Source organism: Mammaliicoccus sp. JADD-157, from assembly GCF_049310805.1.
GTDB lineage: Bacteria > Bacillota > Bacilli > Staphylococcales > Staphylococcaceae > Mammaliicoccus > Mammaliicoccus lentus.
The window spans coordinates 1-18,835 of the sequence record NZ_JBMOVZ010000002.1 but is presented as its reverse complement, the minus strand read 5'-3'; the positions used below and the strand labels follow the sequence as shown (position 1 = coordinate 18,835).

9 protein-coding genes and 1 other RNA gene are annotated in these 18,835 nt (G+C 34.3%); 5 read left to right on the top strand and 5 right to left on the bottom strand.

The genetic code is table 11. The features are described 5' to 3' along the window. The first annotated feature begins 16 nt into the window (after positions 1-16). Together rnpB and ACO6VN_RS06540 are read left to right on the top strand one after the other, a co-directional pair. An RNA gene (gene rnpB / locus ACO6VN_RS06545) (RNase P RNA component class B) lies at positions 17-387 on the top strand. A gap of 84 nt (positions 388-471) precedes the next feature. Next, complete coding sequence (locus ACO6VN_RS06540) at positions 472-1,593, top strand: THUMP domain-containing class I SAM-dependent RNA methyltransferase (RefSeq protein WP_017000955.1); 1,122 nt, start codon at positions 472-474, stop codon at positions 1,591-1,593. A gap of 305 nt (positions 1,594-1,898) precedes the next feature. On the opposite strand, the gene ACO6VN_RS06535 is transcribed toward ACO6VN_RS06540, so the two are convergent. The 4 genes from ACO6VN_RS06535 to ACO6VN_RS06520 form a co-directional block, all read right to left on the bottom strand. After that, positions 1,899-2,732: a nuclease-related domain-containing protein gene (locus ACO6VN_RS06535; protein WP_422404407.1), complete on the bottom strand. Its 834-nt coding sequence runs from the start codon at positions 2,730-2,732 to the stop codon at positions 1,899-1,901. A gap of 242 nt (positions 2,733-2,974) precedes the next feature. Further along, positions 2,975-4,627, bottom strand: coding sequence for a b(o/a)3-type cytochrome-c oxidase subunit 1 (locus tag ACO6VN_RS06530; RefSeq protein ID WP_422404406.1), 1,653 nt, complete (start codon positions 4,625-4,627; stop codon positions 2,975-2,977). Continuing rightward, complete coding sequence (locus tag ACO6VN_RS06525) at positions 4,624-5,103, bottom strand: cytochrome c oxidase subunit II (protein ID WP_174700876.1); 480 nt, start codon at positions 5,101-5,103, stop codon at positions 4,624-4,626. The genes ACO6VN_RS06530 and ACO6VN_RS06525 overlap by 4 nt, the downstream gene beginning before the upstream one ends. A 12-nt stretch (positions 5,104-5,115) precedes the next feature. Next, complete coding sequence (locus ACO6VN_RS06520) at positions 5,116-5,271, bottom strand: hypothetical protein (RefSeq protein WP_228086189.1); 156 nt, start codon at positions 5,269-5,271, stop codon at positions 5,116-5,118. 117 nt (positions 5,272-5,388) lie between these two features. Here ACO6VN_RS06520 and ACO6VN_RS06515 point away from each other — a divergent pair, with 117 nt between their 5' ends. Then, positions 5,389-8,817, top strand: a complete 3,429-nt coding sequence (locus ACO6VN_RS06515) for a dynamin family protein (protein ID WP_422404405.1) — start codon at positions 5,389-5,391, stop codon at positions 8,815-8,817. An 11-nt stretch (positions 8,818-8,828) separates the two neighbouring features. Continuing rightward, positions 8,829-9,713, top strand: a complete 885-nt coding sequence (locus ACO6VN_RS06510) for a 5'-3' exonuclease (protein ID WP_064205416.1) — start codon at positions 8,829-8,831, stop codon at positions 9,711-9,713. Positions 9,714-10,030: 317 nt separating this feature from the next. Here the strand turns inward: ACO6VN_RS06510 and ACO6VN_RS06505 are convergent, their stop codons facing one another. Beyond that, complete coding sequence (locus tag ACO6VN_RS06505) at positions 10,031-10,432, bottom strand: ribonuclease HI family protein (protein WP_017000962.1); 402 nt, start codon at positions 10,430-10,432, stop codon at positions 10,031-10,033. A gap of 880 nt (positions 10,433-11,312) precedes the next feature. On the opposite strand from ACO6VN_RS06505, the gene ACO6VN_RS06500 reads away from it, so the two are divergent. Then, positions 11,313-18,835 (top strand): YSIRK-type signal peptide-containing protein (locus ACO6VN_RS06500; protein WP_422404404.1); only part of this gene is annotated, 7,523 nt, incomplete at its 3' end.

Below are 18,835 nucleotides of genomic sequence, written 5' to 3'. Positions count from 1 at the left end.
ATTCTTCTTTGAGTGATATTTCGGGTAATCGCTACGTAAAGTAGAGGAAAGTCCATGCTCACACATTCTGAGATGAATGTAGTGTTCGTGCTTGGTGAAACAATAAGCCAGGGCAATTATTGACGGCAACGAAATAACCTAAGTTTATTTTAAATATGGTTAGTGTAGTTTGAAAGTGCCACAGTGACGTAGCTTCTACAGAAATGTAGAAGGTGGAACGCGGTAAACCCCTCGAGTGAGCAATCCAAAATTGGTAGGAGCACTTCTTTGACGGAAATGAACGGAATAAGAAGGTATGTTAAACATACAGACAGATGATTATCACTGGCGTACGAGTGTAACTAGTACACGTTTGAAGTACTAAAGGACAGAACATGGCTTACAGATTTATCACTTACTAGTGTCGCTCTCCCACGTAGGAGAGCTTTTTATTTGGAAATAATATTAAATTTAATATAAAGGAGTATATACATGTATCAATTACTCGCTACTAGTCCAATGGGATTAGAATCAATTGTTGCTAAAGAAGTTCAAGAACTTGGCTATGAAACAACAGTAGAAAACGGTCGCGTATTATTTGAAGGTGACGAAACTGCAATAGTGAAAGCAAACTTATGGTTACGAACAGCTGACAGAGTCAAAATCGTAGTCGGACGCTTTCATGCTACCACTTTTGATGAACTTTTTGAAAAGACAAAATCATTACCATGGGAAAGTGTTATCGGAGCTAAAGGTATGTTCCCTGTTCAAGGTAAAAGTGTAAAATCTAAACTCTTCAGTGTTTCTGACTGCCAAGCAATTGTTAAAAAAGCAATTGTTGAAAGACTTAAACATGTATATAACATAAAAGGTTGGATTGATGAAACAGGTAGTAAGTATCAAGTAGAAGTTTCAATGTTGAAAGATGAAGCATTCCTTACTATTGATACTTCTGGTTCAGGATTGCATAAAAGAGGCTATAGATTAGCACAAGGTGAAGCACCAATGAAAGAAACATTAGCAGCAGCACTTGTTCGCTTAACGAATTGGAAAGGTGAAACACCATTTATCGATCCGTTCTGTGGTTCTGGAACAATTGCTATAGAAGCTTGTTTAATCGCTCAAAATATAGCACCAGGATTTAATCGAAGTTTTGCAAGTGAAGAATGGGATATTATACCAGAAGGTTTATTTGAACAATTAAGACAAGAAGCTGATGAAGCTGCTGACTATGATAAAGAAATTAATCTTGTGGCAAGTGATATAGATCCTAAAATGGTAGAAATAGCTAAAGCAAACGCTGATGAAGTAGGTTTAGGAGACGTTATCAAATTTAAAGTACAAGACGTTCACGATGTTTCGGTACCAGAAGGTCCAGTATCTATAATTGGTAACCCTCCATACGGAGAGCGTATAGGTGAGCGAAACGAAGTAGAAGCTATGTATAAACATTTAGGCGAAATTATAAATAAAAACAATCAAGTTTCACTTTATATGTTAACAAGCTATAAAGAATTCGAACATTTAATAGGTCGTAAAGCAACAAAACGAAGAAAACTCTTTAACGGTTATATTGAATGTACTTATTATCAATATTGGGGTAAAAGAAAATAAATATTATTTTTATAGACAAATCAAACGCGAAGATGCGTGCTGATTTGTCTATTTTTTGTAGTAGGTGGGGTAGTTATTGACACTTCTCATCAAACGTGTCAATAACGATAGTCTTGTTGACACTTCTCACTAAACGTGTCAATAACAGTACCCTTGTTGACGCTTCTCACCAAACGTGTCAATAACAGTAACCTTGTTGTCTTTTCTCACTAAACGTGTCAATAACATATTGTAAAATCACTGGCTAACGTGCAAGTCACATTAAACAAGCTCGTTAGCCAATATGATACTACCCAAAATTTATACTATTTGTTATCTTTATGAAATTCATAGTTCATATTATAGCTAAATTTTATATTTCTTTTTTGTTCTGGCAAAAAATACTTAGTACAAATTCTTCTAACTGTTCTCTCTTTGAATGGACTGCACCAATCCATAGCTTCTTTAATTGTAAATGGAGCTCTTTTTAGACAATATAATTCTCTTAAATTATTTATCAAAATTTCTTTATTTAATACATCCGTCTCACAATAAGTACAATAATTATATTTTTGTAAATCTTTAACAATGATAGTATTTAATTTTTTACAGACTGGACACCTTATTCCTTTTTCAATGGTATTAAATTCGACAAAGTTTTCTCGTTGATAATATTTTGAATGTGTTTTTTCGTGTTGTTTAATTTTATTTAAAATCAAAAAATCATTATTAGGACTTTTTATGGGAATAATTTTAGATAGGCTATTTAACTGATGGGGTAGTATAAAATTGTGATAAGGTAATTGTAAATGGTTCGTTAAAATAAAGCAGGAGTTTGTAAATACGACATATGATTCAATATTTACATTAATATCAAGCTTATTACATAAATATCTTAATTCGTGCTCAATTTTTTTCATTTGTATAAAAGGGGATTGAATTTGTGCACCTAATTTACTTTTCATAAAATTTTCTTCAAAATACCATTCCCCGCTAAAGTTTTTTATTTCAAATATGATTAATTTATTTTGAGAAATTACTAGAAAATCTATTTGTGTATGATTATTATTTCCTATTTCTAAATTTCTAAAATAACATACATTGCCAGTTGTATCTAATAATGCTTTGAAATATTTTTCACCATCATTTCCTGATTGCATAAATAATAAATCTTTACGATGGTCGTTATTGAGTATAACTCTTCCTTCTAACGACTGGATATATAATTTATATTCTCGTTCGTTGATTTTTCTCTCCTTACAAAAATAGTTTGGAACATGCATCTTAACTTAAAATAACATCTCATTTCACTGATTTACTCAGTTATAAATGAGATGTTATGTTTTATTTTGTGTCCAGGAAAGAACATCATAACTGTCCCGCTCCTGTTCTAATTATAAAATTACCAAAGCTTGCCTTCGCCCATTCCTTTTGCTCCTGGTGGCGGGTCGGTAAACATTTGTCCGATAGGGAAGGTATAAGCGATTAAGATTAATAATACTGTAACAATGATTAAGAATCTCCAATTCTCTGTGAATTTAATAACTGGTGCGTCTTGATCTAAAGCTTCAGCTACTGGGTATTCTTCGTCTCCTTTAGGTGAAAGGAAAACTAAATGTATAAATACCATTACTACTAAGATAATTGATATAAATAGTATCGTTCCGCCAACTGCTTGCAGTATTTGATATGGAACCCATTCAGCTGCTTGTTTAGATCCACCGTATGTTGAAAATGCAGATCTTCTAGGTGCCCCTTTAACTAAACCGATATAATGCATTGCGCCACTCATAACCGTCATCCCAATTGCCCATGTATAACCTTGAATAATCGCTAATTTATTTGTAAACTTAGTTAATTTTCTACCTGTACAATGCGGTATTAACCAATACATCATACCAAAGAACGTTAATATTACTGCTGAAGCAACTGTTAAATGGAAGTGTCCAGTAACCCAAATTGTATTATGAATTAATCCATTCATTTGTGCCGAAGCGTTTACTAAACCACCAGCACCACCTGGTATAAACGCTAGCATTCCTAAAAACGGTAATACAAATCTTGCATCATTCCATGGTAGAGATTTAAACCAACCGAATAAACCTTTATATCCTAATGAACGCCCATAATTTTCAAAAGTTGCAAAAAGGCTAAACGCTGTCATAAATGATGGTACGACAACCATGAATGTTAAAATAACTTGGAAGTATTTCCATATATCATCAATACCTGGTTCAACTAATTGATGATGTATCCCAACTGGAATACTGAAGAATAAGAATAGCATGAATGACATTCTAGCTAAATTGTCAGAGAAAGCTTTTGCACCAATAATTTTTGGAACAATAGCATACCAACACATATAAGCAGGCAAAAGCCAAAAGTAAACAAGTGCATGTCCAAAATACCAAAAGAGTGTTCTACTTAATGAGACGTCGACTCTTTCAACTAAACCTAAAGACCAAGGTATAAGTTGGAAAAGAACTGTTGATGCTACCCCTAAAGAGCAGACAATCCACATTACATCGTTAATCGTAACCATATAACTTAATAATGGTGATTTCTTACCAGGATTCTTTTTCTTAAATTCTGCATATTTTAAAATTTGTCCACTTACAGAAATCCAACTACCAACTACGACTAAAGCCATTCCAACATAGAATATAACGTGTGCTTTCAAAGGTGCATAAAATGTATATAAAACAGTTGCCTTATTTAAAAGGACCATAGTTGCAGCCATTGCTGTACCTATAACCATTACCCAAAATCCAATCCAACCTAACTTTCTTTGTAGTGGTGACAGATTTCCTGCCGTCTTCGCTACTGCTGAATATTGAAATCCAATAATAAAGAAAGTCGTTAATACTAACGCTAATACAATACCGTGTACAGTAAGTATTTGATAGTATGAAATTGATTTAGGTAGTTGTAATAAACCTGATCTAACAAAAGTTTGTAGTAAACCTGCGAGTCCCCCTAGGATTAAACAACAAATTGCTACGTACATATGTGCCATAACAAGTTTACTATCTTTTTTGCTTAAACGTTCTATCATTTCTTATCCACAACCTTTATCATCGACTTCATATCGGCATGTCCAATACCACAATATTCATTACATAAAATGAGGTATTCACGTTTTTCGTCAAACTTTTTTTCATACTGACTTATGTGTCCAGGTTCTAACATCATATTTACATTCGTACCTGGTAAACTAAAGCCATGTAACGTATCTTTGCTTGTAGCAATGATTTTTACTTTAGATCCTTTCGGTATTTCAACCTTTGCTGGTTGATAGCTAAATGCTGAAGCTACGAATACAAGTTCATAGTCATAGTCTTTCCCGCTAACTTTGTGCAAACCTGGTTTATTAAATGGTTCAATTTCATCAACTCTATCAGGGTTAATGTATTCTCTGCCTGATGCTGCTGGCGTGTGTCCGTTATGTAACGCCGTAATGATTAATATCGCTAAAAATAGAACTAAGGAACTGATTCCAGTTGTCAGCCAGATTTTTTCATACTTATGCACGTAAATCCCCCCTTAAATTCTTACAAGATATAAAATGAAACAAATTACCCATAATACTGCAAAAATACCTCCTATTGTAAAAACTGAATACAATGTTCCACTTAAGTCTAAATCGTCATGTGAATGGTGTTCAGCTTCTTTAATCATTTGATTATTTTGCCTTGTCATATGATTCATCCTTTCTTATATTCTCTTCATTACTTATAATAGAGTAGAGATTGAGAAAAATATGTGATTTAAATCACATTATCAAAATTATTTGCGCTTATTTAAAGGGGATTAATAATGAAAAGCAATCAAGAATCATTAGACTTATTATATAAATTGAAAAAAGAAATCGAAAAATCTTCGAACATTTCATTGATTAAGCAAATTAATGAAATGATAAAAAAAGTTTATAACAAACAATATACTGTAAGTTTTGTCGGCCACTTTTCTGCAGGTAAATCAACATTAATAAACAATGTCATTGGACAGAATATTTTACCGAGTTCACCAGTACCGACGACAAGTAACACTGCACAATTAATAGCATCTAATCAAAATAGCATTTCGGTAAATTTAAATGATAATCAATATACAGTTGTACAGGAACAAGAAGACGTAAAGAAGTTAAATACTGAGGATAGGGAAGTAGAGTCGATAGAAATTGAATTTACGTCTGATAAATTTAATAAAGGATTTACTTTCCAAGATACACCGGGCGTAGACTCAATGAGTGATAATCATAGAGAAAGTGCTTTTCAATATTTATTAACATCAAATTACGTATTTTATACTGTCGATTATAATCATGTTCAATCAGACATGAATTTTAACTTTATAAAGTCATTAAACAAACTTGATATACCAGTCATTCTAGTCGTAAATCAAATTGACAAACATGATGATGAAGAAATTTCATTTGAAATTTATAAAAATCGTGTGAATAAAGCACTAAAAGATTGGAATTTAAACGTAGAAGAAGTATTTTATGTTTCTAAATTTGAAACAAAATATAACGAGAAAGAAAAGTTTAATCATTTTATTCACGAATTAGATAAAAATAGAACAGAACATCAACATTTTATTGAACGCGTGACAAATTATATTAAAAACGATCAACTAGAATATATTAAGAATAATATGGAAGACATTCTATCCGAAATCGATTCTACTGAAGAAACTTTTGATGAAGATTACAAAGCTTACAAAGAAAAGTACAACGTACAAAATGAGCATTCACTTATACAAAATAAAGATGAATTCAGACAAAACTTAAAAGACACGAGAAAAGAAATATTAGATAATGCTTATTTAATGCCTTATGAAATGAGAGAAACAATTAGAAAATATTTAGAAACAACAGCGAAGGAATATAAGGTTAAAGGCTTATTTAATAAAGAAAAGAAAAAAGAAGCCATACAAAATGAAAAATTAGATTTAGTTAAAGAACAATTAGATTTAAAAATTCATGATGAAATAACTAAAGTATGGATTAAGTCATTAGAAAATTTAAATAAATATATTAATGACTCAAATCTGTTTGAAAAAATAATTAATCAAAAATATACAATTTCTAAAGAAGCTTTACCTGAACATGTACAAGAACAACCGAACATTACTAATGACTATGTCTTAATATATACAAAAGGTATTACGGATATCATCACAAGACAAATTCGAAATGAAACGAATAGTATAATAGAAGAAATCGTTCAAAATAGTGAAGTAAAAGTAAATTCAAATGAAAATACGGATCAACTAAGCTTATATGAAGAATATATAGAATATAACGAATTATTAACTTCGCTCGTAACAAATAATTTCCAGCATTATTATATACACTTAGATGAATCTATAGATAAATTGATTGATCGTACATATGTAAAAATAGAAGACTTAAACATTAACAACAACGAAGCAAAAGTTAAAAAGACATCTGAGAACATAATTGAACACAAAGAAAGTAACATGGCATTATTGAAAGAAAAAGTGCAAACTTTATCTGATTTACCGATATATCAAAGTGAAGTAACAAATATTAAAAATCAAATAGAGCGAATGGATGAAAACATAACAAAAATTGCTGTTTTCGGTACATTTAGTGCTGGTAAAAGTAGTTTAATCAATGCTATCTTAAAACGACCGATACTATTAAGTTCACCAAATCCAACTACAGCTAGTATTACAGAAATTAGCTATGGTAATACACAAGAAGTGTTGTTTAAGACATATGATCAGTTATTAGAAGAAATAAATCATATTACGGAATTCGCTAATCAATCATATGAATCGATAGAATCATTTATTAAAGACAAGAACATTAAAAGTCATCCATCCTTATCAAGTAATCACTTAGCATTTTTTGAGGCGATAGAAACAAACTTTTATGAATACGTAGAAGCCTTAAATAATAATAAACCTGTACAATTTGAACTAGAAGAACTTGAAAAATTAACAGCTAATGATACACACGCTGCATTTGTTCATAAGATTTATTTAAGATTAGAAGAGGATTGGTTAAAAGATAAAGTTATAATAGACTCCCCAGGTTTGAACTCAAACAACCAACGTCATACAAGAGAAACTGAACAAATCATTGCATCTAGTGACCTTATCATTTATGTCAGCTACTATAATCATGCATTTACAGATAAAGATGCAGAATTTCTATCATATATGCGCGACATGAATAACTTGCAGCAATCTCAAGGCTTGAAATTCGTAATTAATGCGATTGACTTAGCTGAATCCGAAGAAGATAAAGAAGCTGTTATTTCATATGTAGAATCATCTTTAGATGCATTAAATATTAAACCTGAGTGTTACCCAGTCTCAAGTAAAAATGCTATTAAAGAATATGACGATTACTTCACAAAATTTATGAACGCGCTTGATCATTTTGTAAAAGTTGAAAGTAAACAAGTTCTACAGTCACAAGTAGAATCTAGAATTAATCAATTAGAAAATGAACTAGAACAAATGGTTACTACGTATAGACAAGATAAAGATCAATTCGAAAAAAGAAAAGATACTTTACTTAAATATAAAAATCAAACAAACTTTAACAATCAAATTGTCGTGAAGTCACATCATCAATTAGATAAAGAAATAGATGACCAACTATATTATCTAAAAGACAGACTCATGATTCAGCTAAATGATATCGTGAAAAAACATTTTAATACTTCAACCGTTACAAATGATTTCAAAACTTCATTACAAACGAGCACGAAACAATATATAGATGATATTAACCAAAAGTTAAGTTTGGAAAGTTCATTAATTACTGAAAGACTGAAGAATTTTTATAATAAAACTTTTGATGAATTATTAACACCTACAATAGTAGAATTAAATGAAGCATCAATTTTAATTTCTAAATTCAAGCACGACTTTGAAAATAAAGTTTCAGTTCATGCAATCAGTATCCATTTAAATGATTTAACTGATAAAACTGTTCGAACAATATCTAAAAAAGATCTATTAAAAACATCTAAAGCTAAAGAGATTCAAAAAGGGATTCTAAATGATACAATGGAATTAATTGATTCTCCAATAGTAACTTTTGATGATGAAATTAAACAAAATTTAAACGGTTATGATGAACAAGCAGAACAATACATTGAAGAATACAATATAGAAATAAATAAACTTATCGATTCTTACTTATCTATTAATATTAATAATGATTTAATAGAAAGAATTGAAAAAATCTTAAAAGAAATATAGAGGCGAAATAAATGGCAAATAGAATTTTATTAATAGATGGAATGGCTTTATTATTTAGACACTTTTATGCGACGAGTGTACACAAACAATTTATGAGAGATTCAGCTGGTACACCAACAAACGCAATTCAAGGATTTGTAAGACACGCATTTACAGCTGTTAACGACATAAAACCTACCCATGTGGCAATATGTTGGGATATGGGTTCAAAAACATTTAGAAATGATATGTTTGAAGCATACAAATCAAATCGTGTTGCACCACCAGAAGAAATGGTACCTCAATTTGATAAAGCTAAAGATATAGCTTCAAAATTAGGTTTCTGTAACTTAGGTATTACTAATTACGAAGCAGATGATGTAATTGGTACTATTAGTAAAAAAGCACAAGCAAAGGGACATGAAACATATATCGTGAGCGGTGACAGAGATTTATTACAATGTATAGATACTGATGTACATGTATGGTTAACTAAAAAAGGATTTAACCTTTATAATAAATATGATTTAAACAGGTTTAGAGAAGAATATGGTTTAGAGCCATCACAATTAGTAGATGTAAAAGCATTTATGGGTGATACAGCAGATGGTTATCCAGGTGTTAAAGGAATAGGCGAGAAAACTGCTATTAAATTAATACAAGAACATCAATCCGTAGAAAATGTTATGGCTAATCTAGAAACATTAACACCAGGCCAACAAAATAAAATTACAACTTATCAAGCTGACTTAGAAATGTCTAAACGTTTAGCAGCAATTCATACAAATGTACCACTTGAAACAGAAGAATTATTGGCAAAAATGGAATACAATCACCATATAGAAAATTCTATTACTATTTGTAATGAACATGAATTATTCGTTTCAAGTAAATACTTGATGAGTAACTTCTCATAGTGAAAGACGAGCTAAGGAGATATATCCTTGGCTCTTTTTTGGTGGGATTAATAAAGAATCAAGTGTTGATATTGGATTAATGAGGCAGAAAATCCAACTAGAGTACTTCTTATTGGATTAACTAAGCCGTAAATCCAACTAGATCCTTTTTATTGGATTAATGAGGTAGAAAATCCAACTAAACCACATTTTATTGGATTAACTAAGCCGTAAATCCAAAGTAAATTATGATTTAAGAATTTTTATAATAACAACAAATTCGGCCAATATAATGAACGAGTCTGAGACATTTACTATGTCCCAGACTCGTTTTTAATTTATTTAGATTTTTTCAAATGCTTTCTTAAAGCAGTTTGAGCAAGTTGGTTCGCTTCCTTATTCTTAGCACGTGGAATCCATTTTACGAATACTAAATCAAATTTTGTTTCTAATTTTTTAAAAGCTTCAAAATACGGTTTAAACAAAGCGTTTTTAGTAAATCTCTTATTTAAACTATCTTCAATCAACTTAGAATCTGTATACACTAATGCTGTCTTTACATCTAATTCATGAGCTTTCTCTAAAGACTTTATAAAAGCTACCCATTCAGCACTATGGTTATCTAATGAACCGATATACTCCGTATAGTGATATCTTTCATTATCAATAATGATGACAGAAGCACAAGTACTTTCTCCAGGATTACCTTTAGTAGCAGCATCAAAATATATTTGTGGCATGATATTCAACTCTTTCAATTTAAATATTCAATATTTTAAACTTACACGAACACCGGCCATACTTCAAACAAAACAAAGATTATTTACATCTTTGTAAATTTAAATAAATAAAACATAAATTTTATAAAATAGTATTTACATACAAAATAAGCTGGTAAAAAGTAGCTGCTAATGACGATGTTTTGTCAAACGATAATGGCATGACTAACTTTAATGGTCAAAATGCAACTAGTGACATGATCAATCATCCAAAGCTCATTCAAATATGGAACAAGAAGGTACAAAAGTATTGCCTGACACTGGAGAAGAAAGTGAACTAGCTGGTTTAGTAGGTATCACATCATTATTTGGTTGATTAGTATTACTATTCAGACGTAAAAAATCTGAAGACAAAGAATAATACACTTCTTAATAATATATAAATAGAGGAGAGTGCAAACTGCATTCTCCTTTTTTAATTCAATTAAATATAAACTCTATTTATTAATACTTCTCACATAGTTAATCTCAAAGATGTATTCTTAAAATGAAAAATCTCATCCTTCAAAATAAAATTTTCATTACATTTTACCAAGTTTATATAAATATTTTATAGAGTTTTAAAAGAATAGTATTTTACATACATAATAAAAGTGGTATACTAACTTAGAACAAATTACAATTTGTTCCATATCTTATATGTGAATAATTTAAAAGAAAGGAGAACTTATATTTTATTTATTCAATTCACATATATTTGTGCCACTTCACTCATATAACAACGATTCAATTAAGAGTAGATAATTAACTCATGACTAATAAATAAAACTAAATAGTAAAAATGAATCGCCTTATGAGTTAAGTTGCTCTCCAAAAAATTAAATTGTAAAGGGGATTGCTAATGGATAAGCAACGGCGATTACAAAAGTTTAGTATTCGAAAGTATGCTGTTGGAACATGCTCGATATTAATCGGAACACTCATATTCCTAGGCTCACCAGCAGACCATGCTTTTGCATCTGAAAATACTTTAGATGTAGCTAAACAAGAAGAATCAGCAAAAGAGAAAGAAATTAATAAGTCAGTTGAAGAAGCTGATAAATCTACAGAAGAAAATAAACAACAAAATGAAGAAACTTCAATTAATCAACCAACAACTGAAGACACAGCAGAACAACCTAAATCTGAAGAAACTGAGAAACAACAATTAGAAGCAGATAAATCGGTATCTACAGAAGAAACTGTTAAACCTGAAGAATCAGTTAACAATGAAGAAACAGCAGATAAAAAAGAATCTACTGTCAAAGAAGATAAGGTTGAAGATGTAGAGAAACCTAAAGCTGAAGAAGTTGCAGAAGAAGAAGAAGCAAAAGTAGAAAATCCTGCAACTAAAGAAGAACAACCAAAAAATGAAACTGTAAAATCTGAAGAGAAGTCAGTAGATAAAGAAAATACAAATAAAGATGATGTAGTGGTAGAACAACCTGCAACTACAGAAAACAAACAAGTTTCAAATGAAGTAGTACAACCAGAAATCAAGGTAGATAAACAAACAGAGACGAAAACTACAGAAACTGAAGAAAAACCATCGAAATCAGATAGTCCTGATAAAGCTGGTGTAGTAACAGAACAACCAAGGGAAGAACGACGTAGTAGAACACGAAGAGATTTAAGAAGTACAGATAATTCAGCATTAAGAGCACGCATAACAACTGAGGAAAGATCTCAAAATAGCGGTTCATTTAATAAAGCTTTTGGTAGAAATGCACATGATATTGATGTACCAAACTTTGTATCAATAGAACATATTTCACAAGTTGAAAGAGGTAATAATGTTCAATTTAATTACGTCATTCATTTTAACAAAGGACAAACTCCTGATGCACGTGGACGTTTCTATTTCTTCGCACCATCTGGGGTAACACTTACACCTGGTTCTGTTGAAAGATTATCCGGAATTGGATCCAAGCAAAAATGGATAAACCAAGCAGTTGTAACTGGTGGCAGCAAGCTTAATTCTATGGTATACCAAGCTATGAGCCAAAGTGAGAGAGATTACTATAAAAATTTAACTAAAATAACTGACGAAGACAATTTCTACTATATACATGAGCAACTGAATCACAGACGTAATTCTTATATAGCGAAAATGACTGCTACAGTTAGTAAAGATTGGTTAAGAAGACATGGTGGTAAATTCTATATTGCAACTGGTACTGCAACTAAAAATATTGGTGTTAACTTTAGACATAACCATGTACGATTTGTAGAAAACCGATATGAGGCTTCTGACAATAATAGTATAAACACAAATGATAGATTTAGACCTTTATCATTAAGAGAATTATATAATATTAGTTGGAAGAGTCCTCATTTAGCTAATAGACCAGATGACCCTGGTTTTGAACTTTCGCCTGATGGTAAAACACTTATTTATAAATATGCTATAGGCCAACGACCTAATCATAATATAAACACGAATGAATTGCTTGAATTATTAGTGGCAACTCCTAAGTCTAATAATGGTAGAACTTTAGATGGTGGGGATAAGAAGAAAGCTGAAAATCGTAAATCAGGATTCAGTATAGTAGGAATTAATAATGGAGACCGTGAAGGTGATTATCTATACAATAGAAAAAATGTTCCTGTACTCGATATTATCCAACCTGTTGGTGGAGATAATGGTAAACATTTAATCGGTGGTAGAGTAATCAATATCGAAGGTTCGGCAGAAGGAGAAGATGGTGTAACTAACAAAAATAAATACAATCGTGTTGTATCCGGATTTGAAATAGATGCTGCTCACAATAATGGCGCTGGTACAGCTTCATTCTCTGATCATCGTATAATTAGAGGTGCTGAAGGAACAAATGATATTGCAAAGGACAATTCAGCTGGTGCTGGAGGACGTAATATCAATGAAGGTAAAAACCGAGCTATTAATAAATTCCAATTATATGCAAGTTTAAAAGCTTTATCATACCTTAATAACTTAAATCCTGACACTTCTCGTGATGCAATAAACTTCTTTGTAGTTCCAGTTGATGTTACTAAACCACGAGTTTTAGAACAAGAAACGAAAGCTGCTATAACAGTTCCAAATAGATTTAATTCGAAAGAAGAACTGATACAATTTATAGAAAGCAATGTATCTAAAATAGTAGGAAAAGATAATTTCTCTACTAGCGACCACTTAGTTAAAACGCTAAAAGTTTACGACCAAAACGACAATGAAATAAGTTTAAACAGCGATGCACCTATTGAAAGTGGAACATATAAAATTAAAGCTATTGTAACTGACGAAGCTAGTAATATAAGTGATCCTGTTGAGTTAAGTAGTGCAGTAATAACTGATAAACCAACGCAACCAGTGATACAATCCGATTTAACTAATAAAGCTGAAAAACCTGGTACACAAGATCCAATTATTGTAACTTCACAACCAGGAGCAACAGTTTATTTATTCAATAAAGATAACAGTTTAATAGGAAAAGCTGTTGCAGATGATAATGGAAATGCGACCATTACTCCGACTAAACCAATCCCTGAAGGTAATGTAATAGCTATAGCAACATTTAAAGTTGATAATCAACAACCTGAAGATTTTTCTATTCCTTCAGAACCGAAGAAAGCAACAGATACTACAGCGCCTGCGAAGCCAGTCATCCAAACAGACTTAACGGGCAAAGCTGGTAAGAAAGAACCAATTACAGTTCAAGCTGAACCAAAATCTAAAGTTGAACTATTCGATAAAGATGGTAATAAGATTGGAGAAGGCACAGCGAATGACCAAGGTCAAGCTGTCATTACACCGACGAAACCTTTACCGGAAGGTAATGTAACAGCGAAGGCAACAGATAAAGCTGAAACGCCGAATACTTCAGTACCTTCTGATCCGAAGAAAGCAACAGATACTACAGCGCCTGCGAAACCTGTGATTCAAACTGACTTAACGGGCAAAGCTGGTAAGAAAGAACCAGTTACGGTTCAAGCTGAACCAAAATCTAAAGTTGAACTATTCGATAAAGATGGTAATAAGATTGGTGAAGGTACGGCGAATGACAAAGGTCAAGCTGTCATTACACCAACGAAACCAATACCAGAAGGTAATGTAACTGCGAAAGCGACAGATAAAGCTGAAACACCAAATACTTCTGAAGCTTCTGATCCGAAGAAAGCAACAGATACTACAGCGCCTGCGAAACCTGTCATCCAAACTGACTTAACAGGTAAAGCTGGTAAGAAAGAACCAGTTACAGTTCAAGCTGAACCAAAATCTAAAGTTGAACTATTCGATAAAGATGGTAATAAGATTGGTGAAGGCACAGCGAATGATCAAGGTCAAGCTGTCATTACACCAACAAAACCAATACCGGAAGGTGATGTGACAGCGAAAGCGACAGATAAAGCTGAAACACCTAATACTTCTGAAGCTTCTGATCCGAAGAAAGCAACAGATACTACAGCGCCAGCGAAGCCAGTGATTCAAACTGATTTAACAGGCAAAGCTGGTAAGAAAGAACCAGTTACGGTTCAAGCTGAACCGAAATCTAAAGTCGAACTATTCGATAAAGATGGTAATAAGATTGGAGAAGGTACGGCTGATGATCAAGGTCATGTCGTGATTACACCAACAAAACCAATACCGGAAGGTGATGTGACAGCGAAAGCGACAGATAAAGCTGAAACGCCGAATATTTCTGAAGCTTCAGATCCGATAAAAGCAACAGATACAACGCCACCTGCGAAACCTGTCATTCAAACAGACTTAACAGGAAAAGCTGGTACAACTGACCCAGTTACAGTTCAAGCTGAACCAGGTTCGAAAGTTGAACTATTCGATAAAGATGGTAATAAGATTGGTGAAGGCGAAACAGATGGTAACGGTATCGCTACTATTACACCGACAAAACCAATACCAGAAGGTAATGTGACAGCGAAGGCGACGGATAAAGCTGAAACGCCGAATATTTCTGAAGTTTCTGATCCGAAGAAAGCAACAGATACAACGCCACCTGCGAAACCTGTCATCCAAACAGACTTAACAGGTAAAGCTGGTACAACTGACCCAGTTACAGTTCAAGCTGAACCAGGTTCGAAAGTTGAACTATTCGATAAAGATGGTAATAAGATTGGTGAAGGCGAAACAGATGGTAACGGTATCGCTACTATTACACCGACAAAACCAATACCAGAAGGTAATGTGACAGCGAAGGCGACGGATAAAGCTGAAACGCCGAATATTTCTGAAGTTTCTGATCCGAAGAAAGCAACAGATACAACGCCACCTGCGAAACCTGTCATCCAAACAGACTTAACAGGTAAAGCTGGTACAACTGACCCAGTTACAGTTCAAGCTGAACCAGGTTCGAAAGTTGAATTATTCGATAAGGACGGTAACAAAATTGGTGAAGGTACGGCTGATGATCAAGGTAATGTCGTGATTACACCGACAAAACCTTTACCAGAAGGTAACGTAACAGCGAAAGCGACAGATAAAGCTGAAACGCCGAATATTTCTGAAGCTTCAGATCCAGTTGTAGTAACAAATCCTAAGGATACTGACAATGATGGTATACCAGATGACCAAGACCCAGACATCGATGGTGATGGTGTGAACAATAAAGACGAAGATACTGCAGGTACAAATCCAACAAACCCTGATTCTGATGGTAATGGTACACCTGATGGCGACGAAGACGCTGATCATGATGGTATTCCGAACAAAGATGAGTCTAATCCGAATGGCACTACACCAACGGACAAAGATGGCGATGGTAAACCAGATGTAACAACTCCAAAAGATACAGATGGAGACGGTACACCGGATAACCAAGATCCTGATATCGACGGTGACGGTGTGAGCAACAGAGATGAGGAAGCTGCAGGTACTAATCCGAAGAATCCTGATTCTGATGGAAATGGTACACCTGATGGCGACGAAGACGCTGATCATGATGGTATTCCGAATAAAGATGAGTCTAATCCGAATGGCACTACACCAACGGACAAAGATGGTGATGGTAACCCTGATATTACGACTCCAAAAGATACAGACGGAGACGGTACACCGGATAACCAAGATCCTGATATCGACGGTGACGGTGTGAGCAACAAAGACGAAGAAGCTTCAGGTACTGACCCAACAAATCCTGATTCTGATGGTAACGGAACACCTGATGGCGACGAAGACGCTGATCATGATGGTATTCCGAATAAAGATGAGTCTAATCCGAATGGCACTACACCAACGGACAAAGATGGCGATGGTAAACCAGATGTAACAACGCCAAAAGATACAGATGGAGACGGTACACCAGATAACCAAGACCCAGATATTGATGGCGACGGTGTGAACAACAAAGACGAGGAAGCTGCAGGTACTGATCCAACAAATCCTGATTCTGATGGTAACGGAACACCTGATGGCGACGAAGATGCTGACAAAGATGGTATTCCAAACAAAGACGAGTCTGAGCCAAACGGTACAACTGTTACAGATAAAGATAACGATGGTAAACCTGATATCACAACACCAAAAGATACAGATGGAGACGGTACACCGGATAACCAAGATCCTGATATCGACGGTGATGGTGTGAACAATAAAGATGAAGAAGCCGCAGGCACTGATCCGAAGAATCCTGATTCTGATGGAAATGGTACACCGGATGGCGATGAAGACGCTGATCATGATGGTATTCCGAACAAAGATGAATCAGATCCGAATGGCACTACTGTTACGGATAAAGACAACGATGGTAAACCAGACATCACAACACCGAAAGATACGGACGGCGATGGTACACCTGATAACCAAGATTCAGATATCGACGGTGATGGCGTAAATAATAAAGATGAAGAAGCCGCAGGCACTGATCCGAAGAATCCTGATTCTGATGGAAATGGTACACCGGATGGCGATGAAGATGCAGATCATGACGGTATTCCGAACAAAGATGAATCAGATCCGAATGGCACTACTGTTACGGATAAAGACAACGATGGTAAACCTGATATCACAACGCCGAAAGATACAGATGGAGACGGTACACCTGATAACCAAGATCCAGATATCGACGGTGATGGTGTGAATAACAAAGATGAAGAAGCTGCAGGTACTGACCCAACAAATCCTGATTCTGATGGTAACGGAACACCAGACGGCAACGAAGATGCTGATAAAGATAGTATTCCGAACAAAGATGAGTCTGATCCAAACGGTACAACTGTTACAGATAAAGACAACGATGGTAAACCTGATATTACAACGCCGAAAGATTCTAACAACAATGGTTCTGAACAACCTAAAGACACAGATGGCGATGGTACACCAGATGATCAAGATCCAGATATTGATGGTGATGGTGTGAACAATAAAGACGAAGAAGCTTCAGGTACTGACCCAACAAATCCTGATTCTGATGGAAATGGTACACCGGATGGCGACGAAGACACGGATCATGATGGTATTCTGAATAAAGATGAGTCTAATCCGAATGGCACAACTGTTACAGATAAAGATAACGATGGTAAACCTGATATTACGACTCCAGAAGACTCTAACAATAATGGTTCTGGACAACCGAAAGATACGGACGGCGATGGTATTCTTGATGACCAAGACCCAGATATCGACGGTGATGGTGTGAACAATAAAGACGAAGAAGCCGCAGGTACTGATCCAAAGAATCCTGATTCTGATGGTAACGGAACAACTGATGGCGACGAAGACGCTGATCATGATGGTATTCCAAATAAAGATGAATCTGATCCAAACAGCACTACACCAACGGACAAAGATGGCGATGGTAAACCTGATGTTACGACTCCAAAAGACTCTAACAATAATGGTTCTGGACAACCGAAAGATATGGACGGCGATGGTATTCTTGATGACCAAGACCCAGATATCGATGGTGACGGTGTGAACAACAGAGATGAGGAAGCTGCAGGTACTGATCCGAAGAATCCTGATTCTGATGGAAATGGTACACCAGATGGCGACGAAGACGCTGATCATGATGGTATTCCGAATAAAGATGAGTCTGATCCAAACGGCACTACTGTTACAGATAAAGATAACGATGGTAAACCTGATATCACAACGCCGAAAGATACAGATGGAGACGGTACACCGGATAACCAAGATCCTGATATCGACGGCGATGGTGTGAACAATAAAGATGAAGAAGCCGCAGGCACTGATCCGAAGAATCCTGATTCTGATGGAAATGGTACACCAGATGGCGATGAAGATGCTGATCATGATGGTATTCCAAACAAAGATGAATCAGATCCGAATAGAACTACACCAACAGATAAAGATAAAGATGGTAAACCTGATATCACAACGCCGAAAGATACAGATGGAGACGGTACACCGGATAACCAAGATCCAGATATCGACGGCGATGGTGTGAA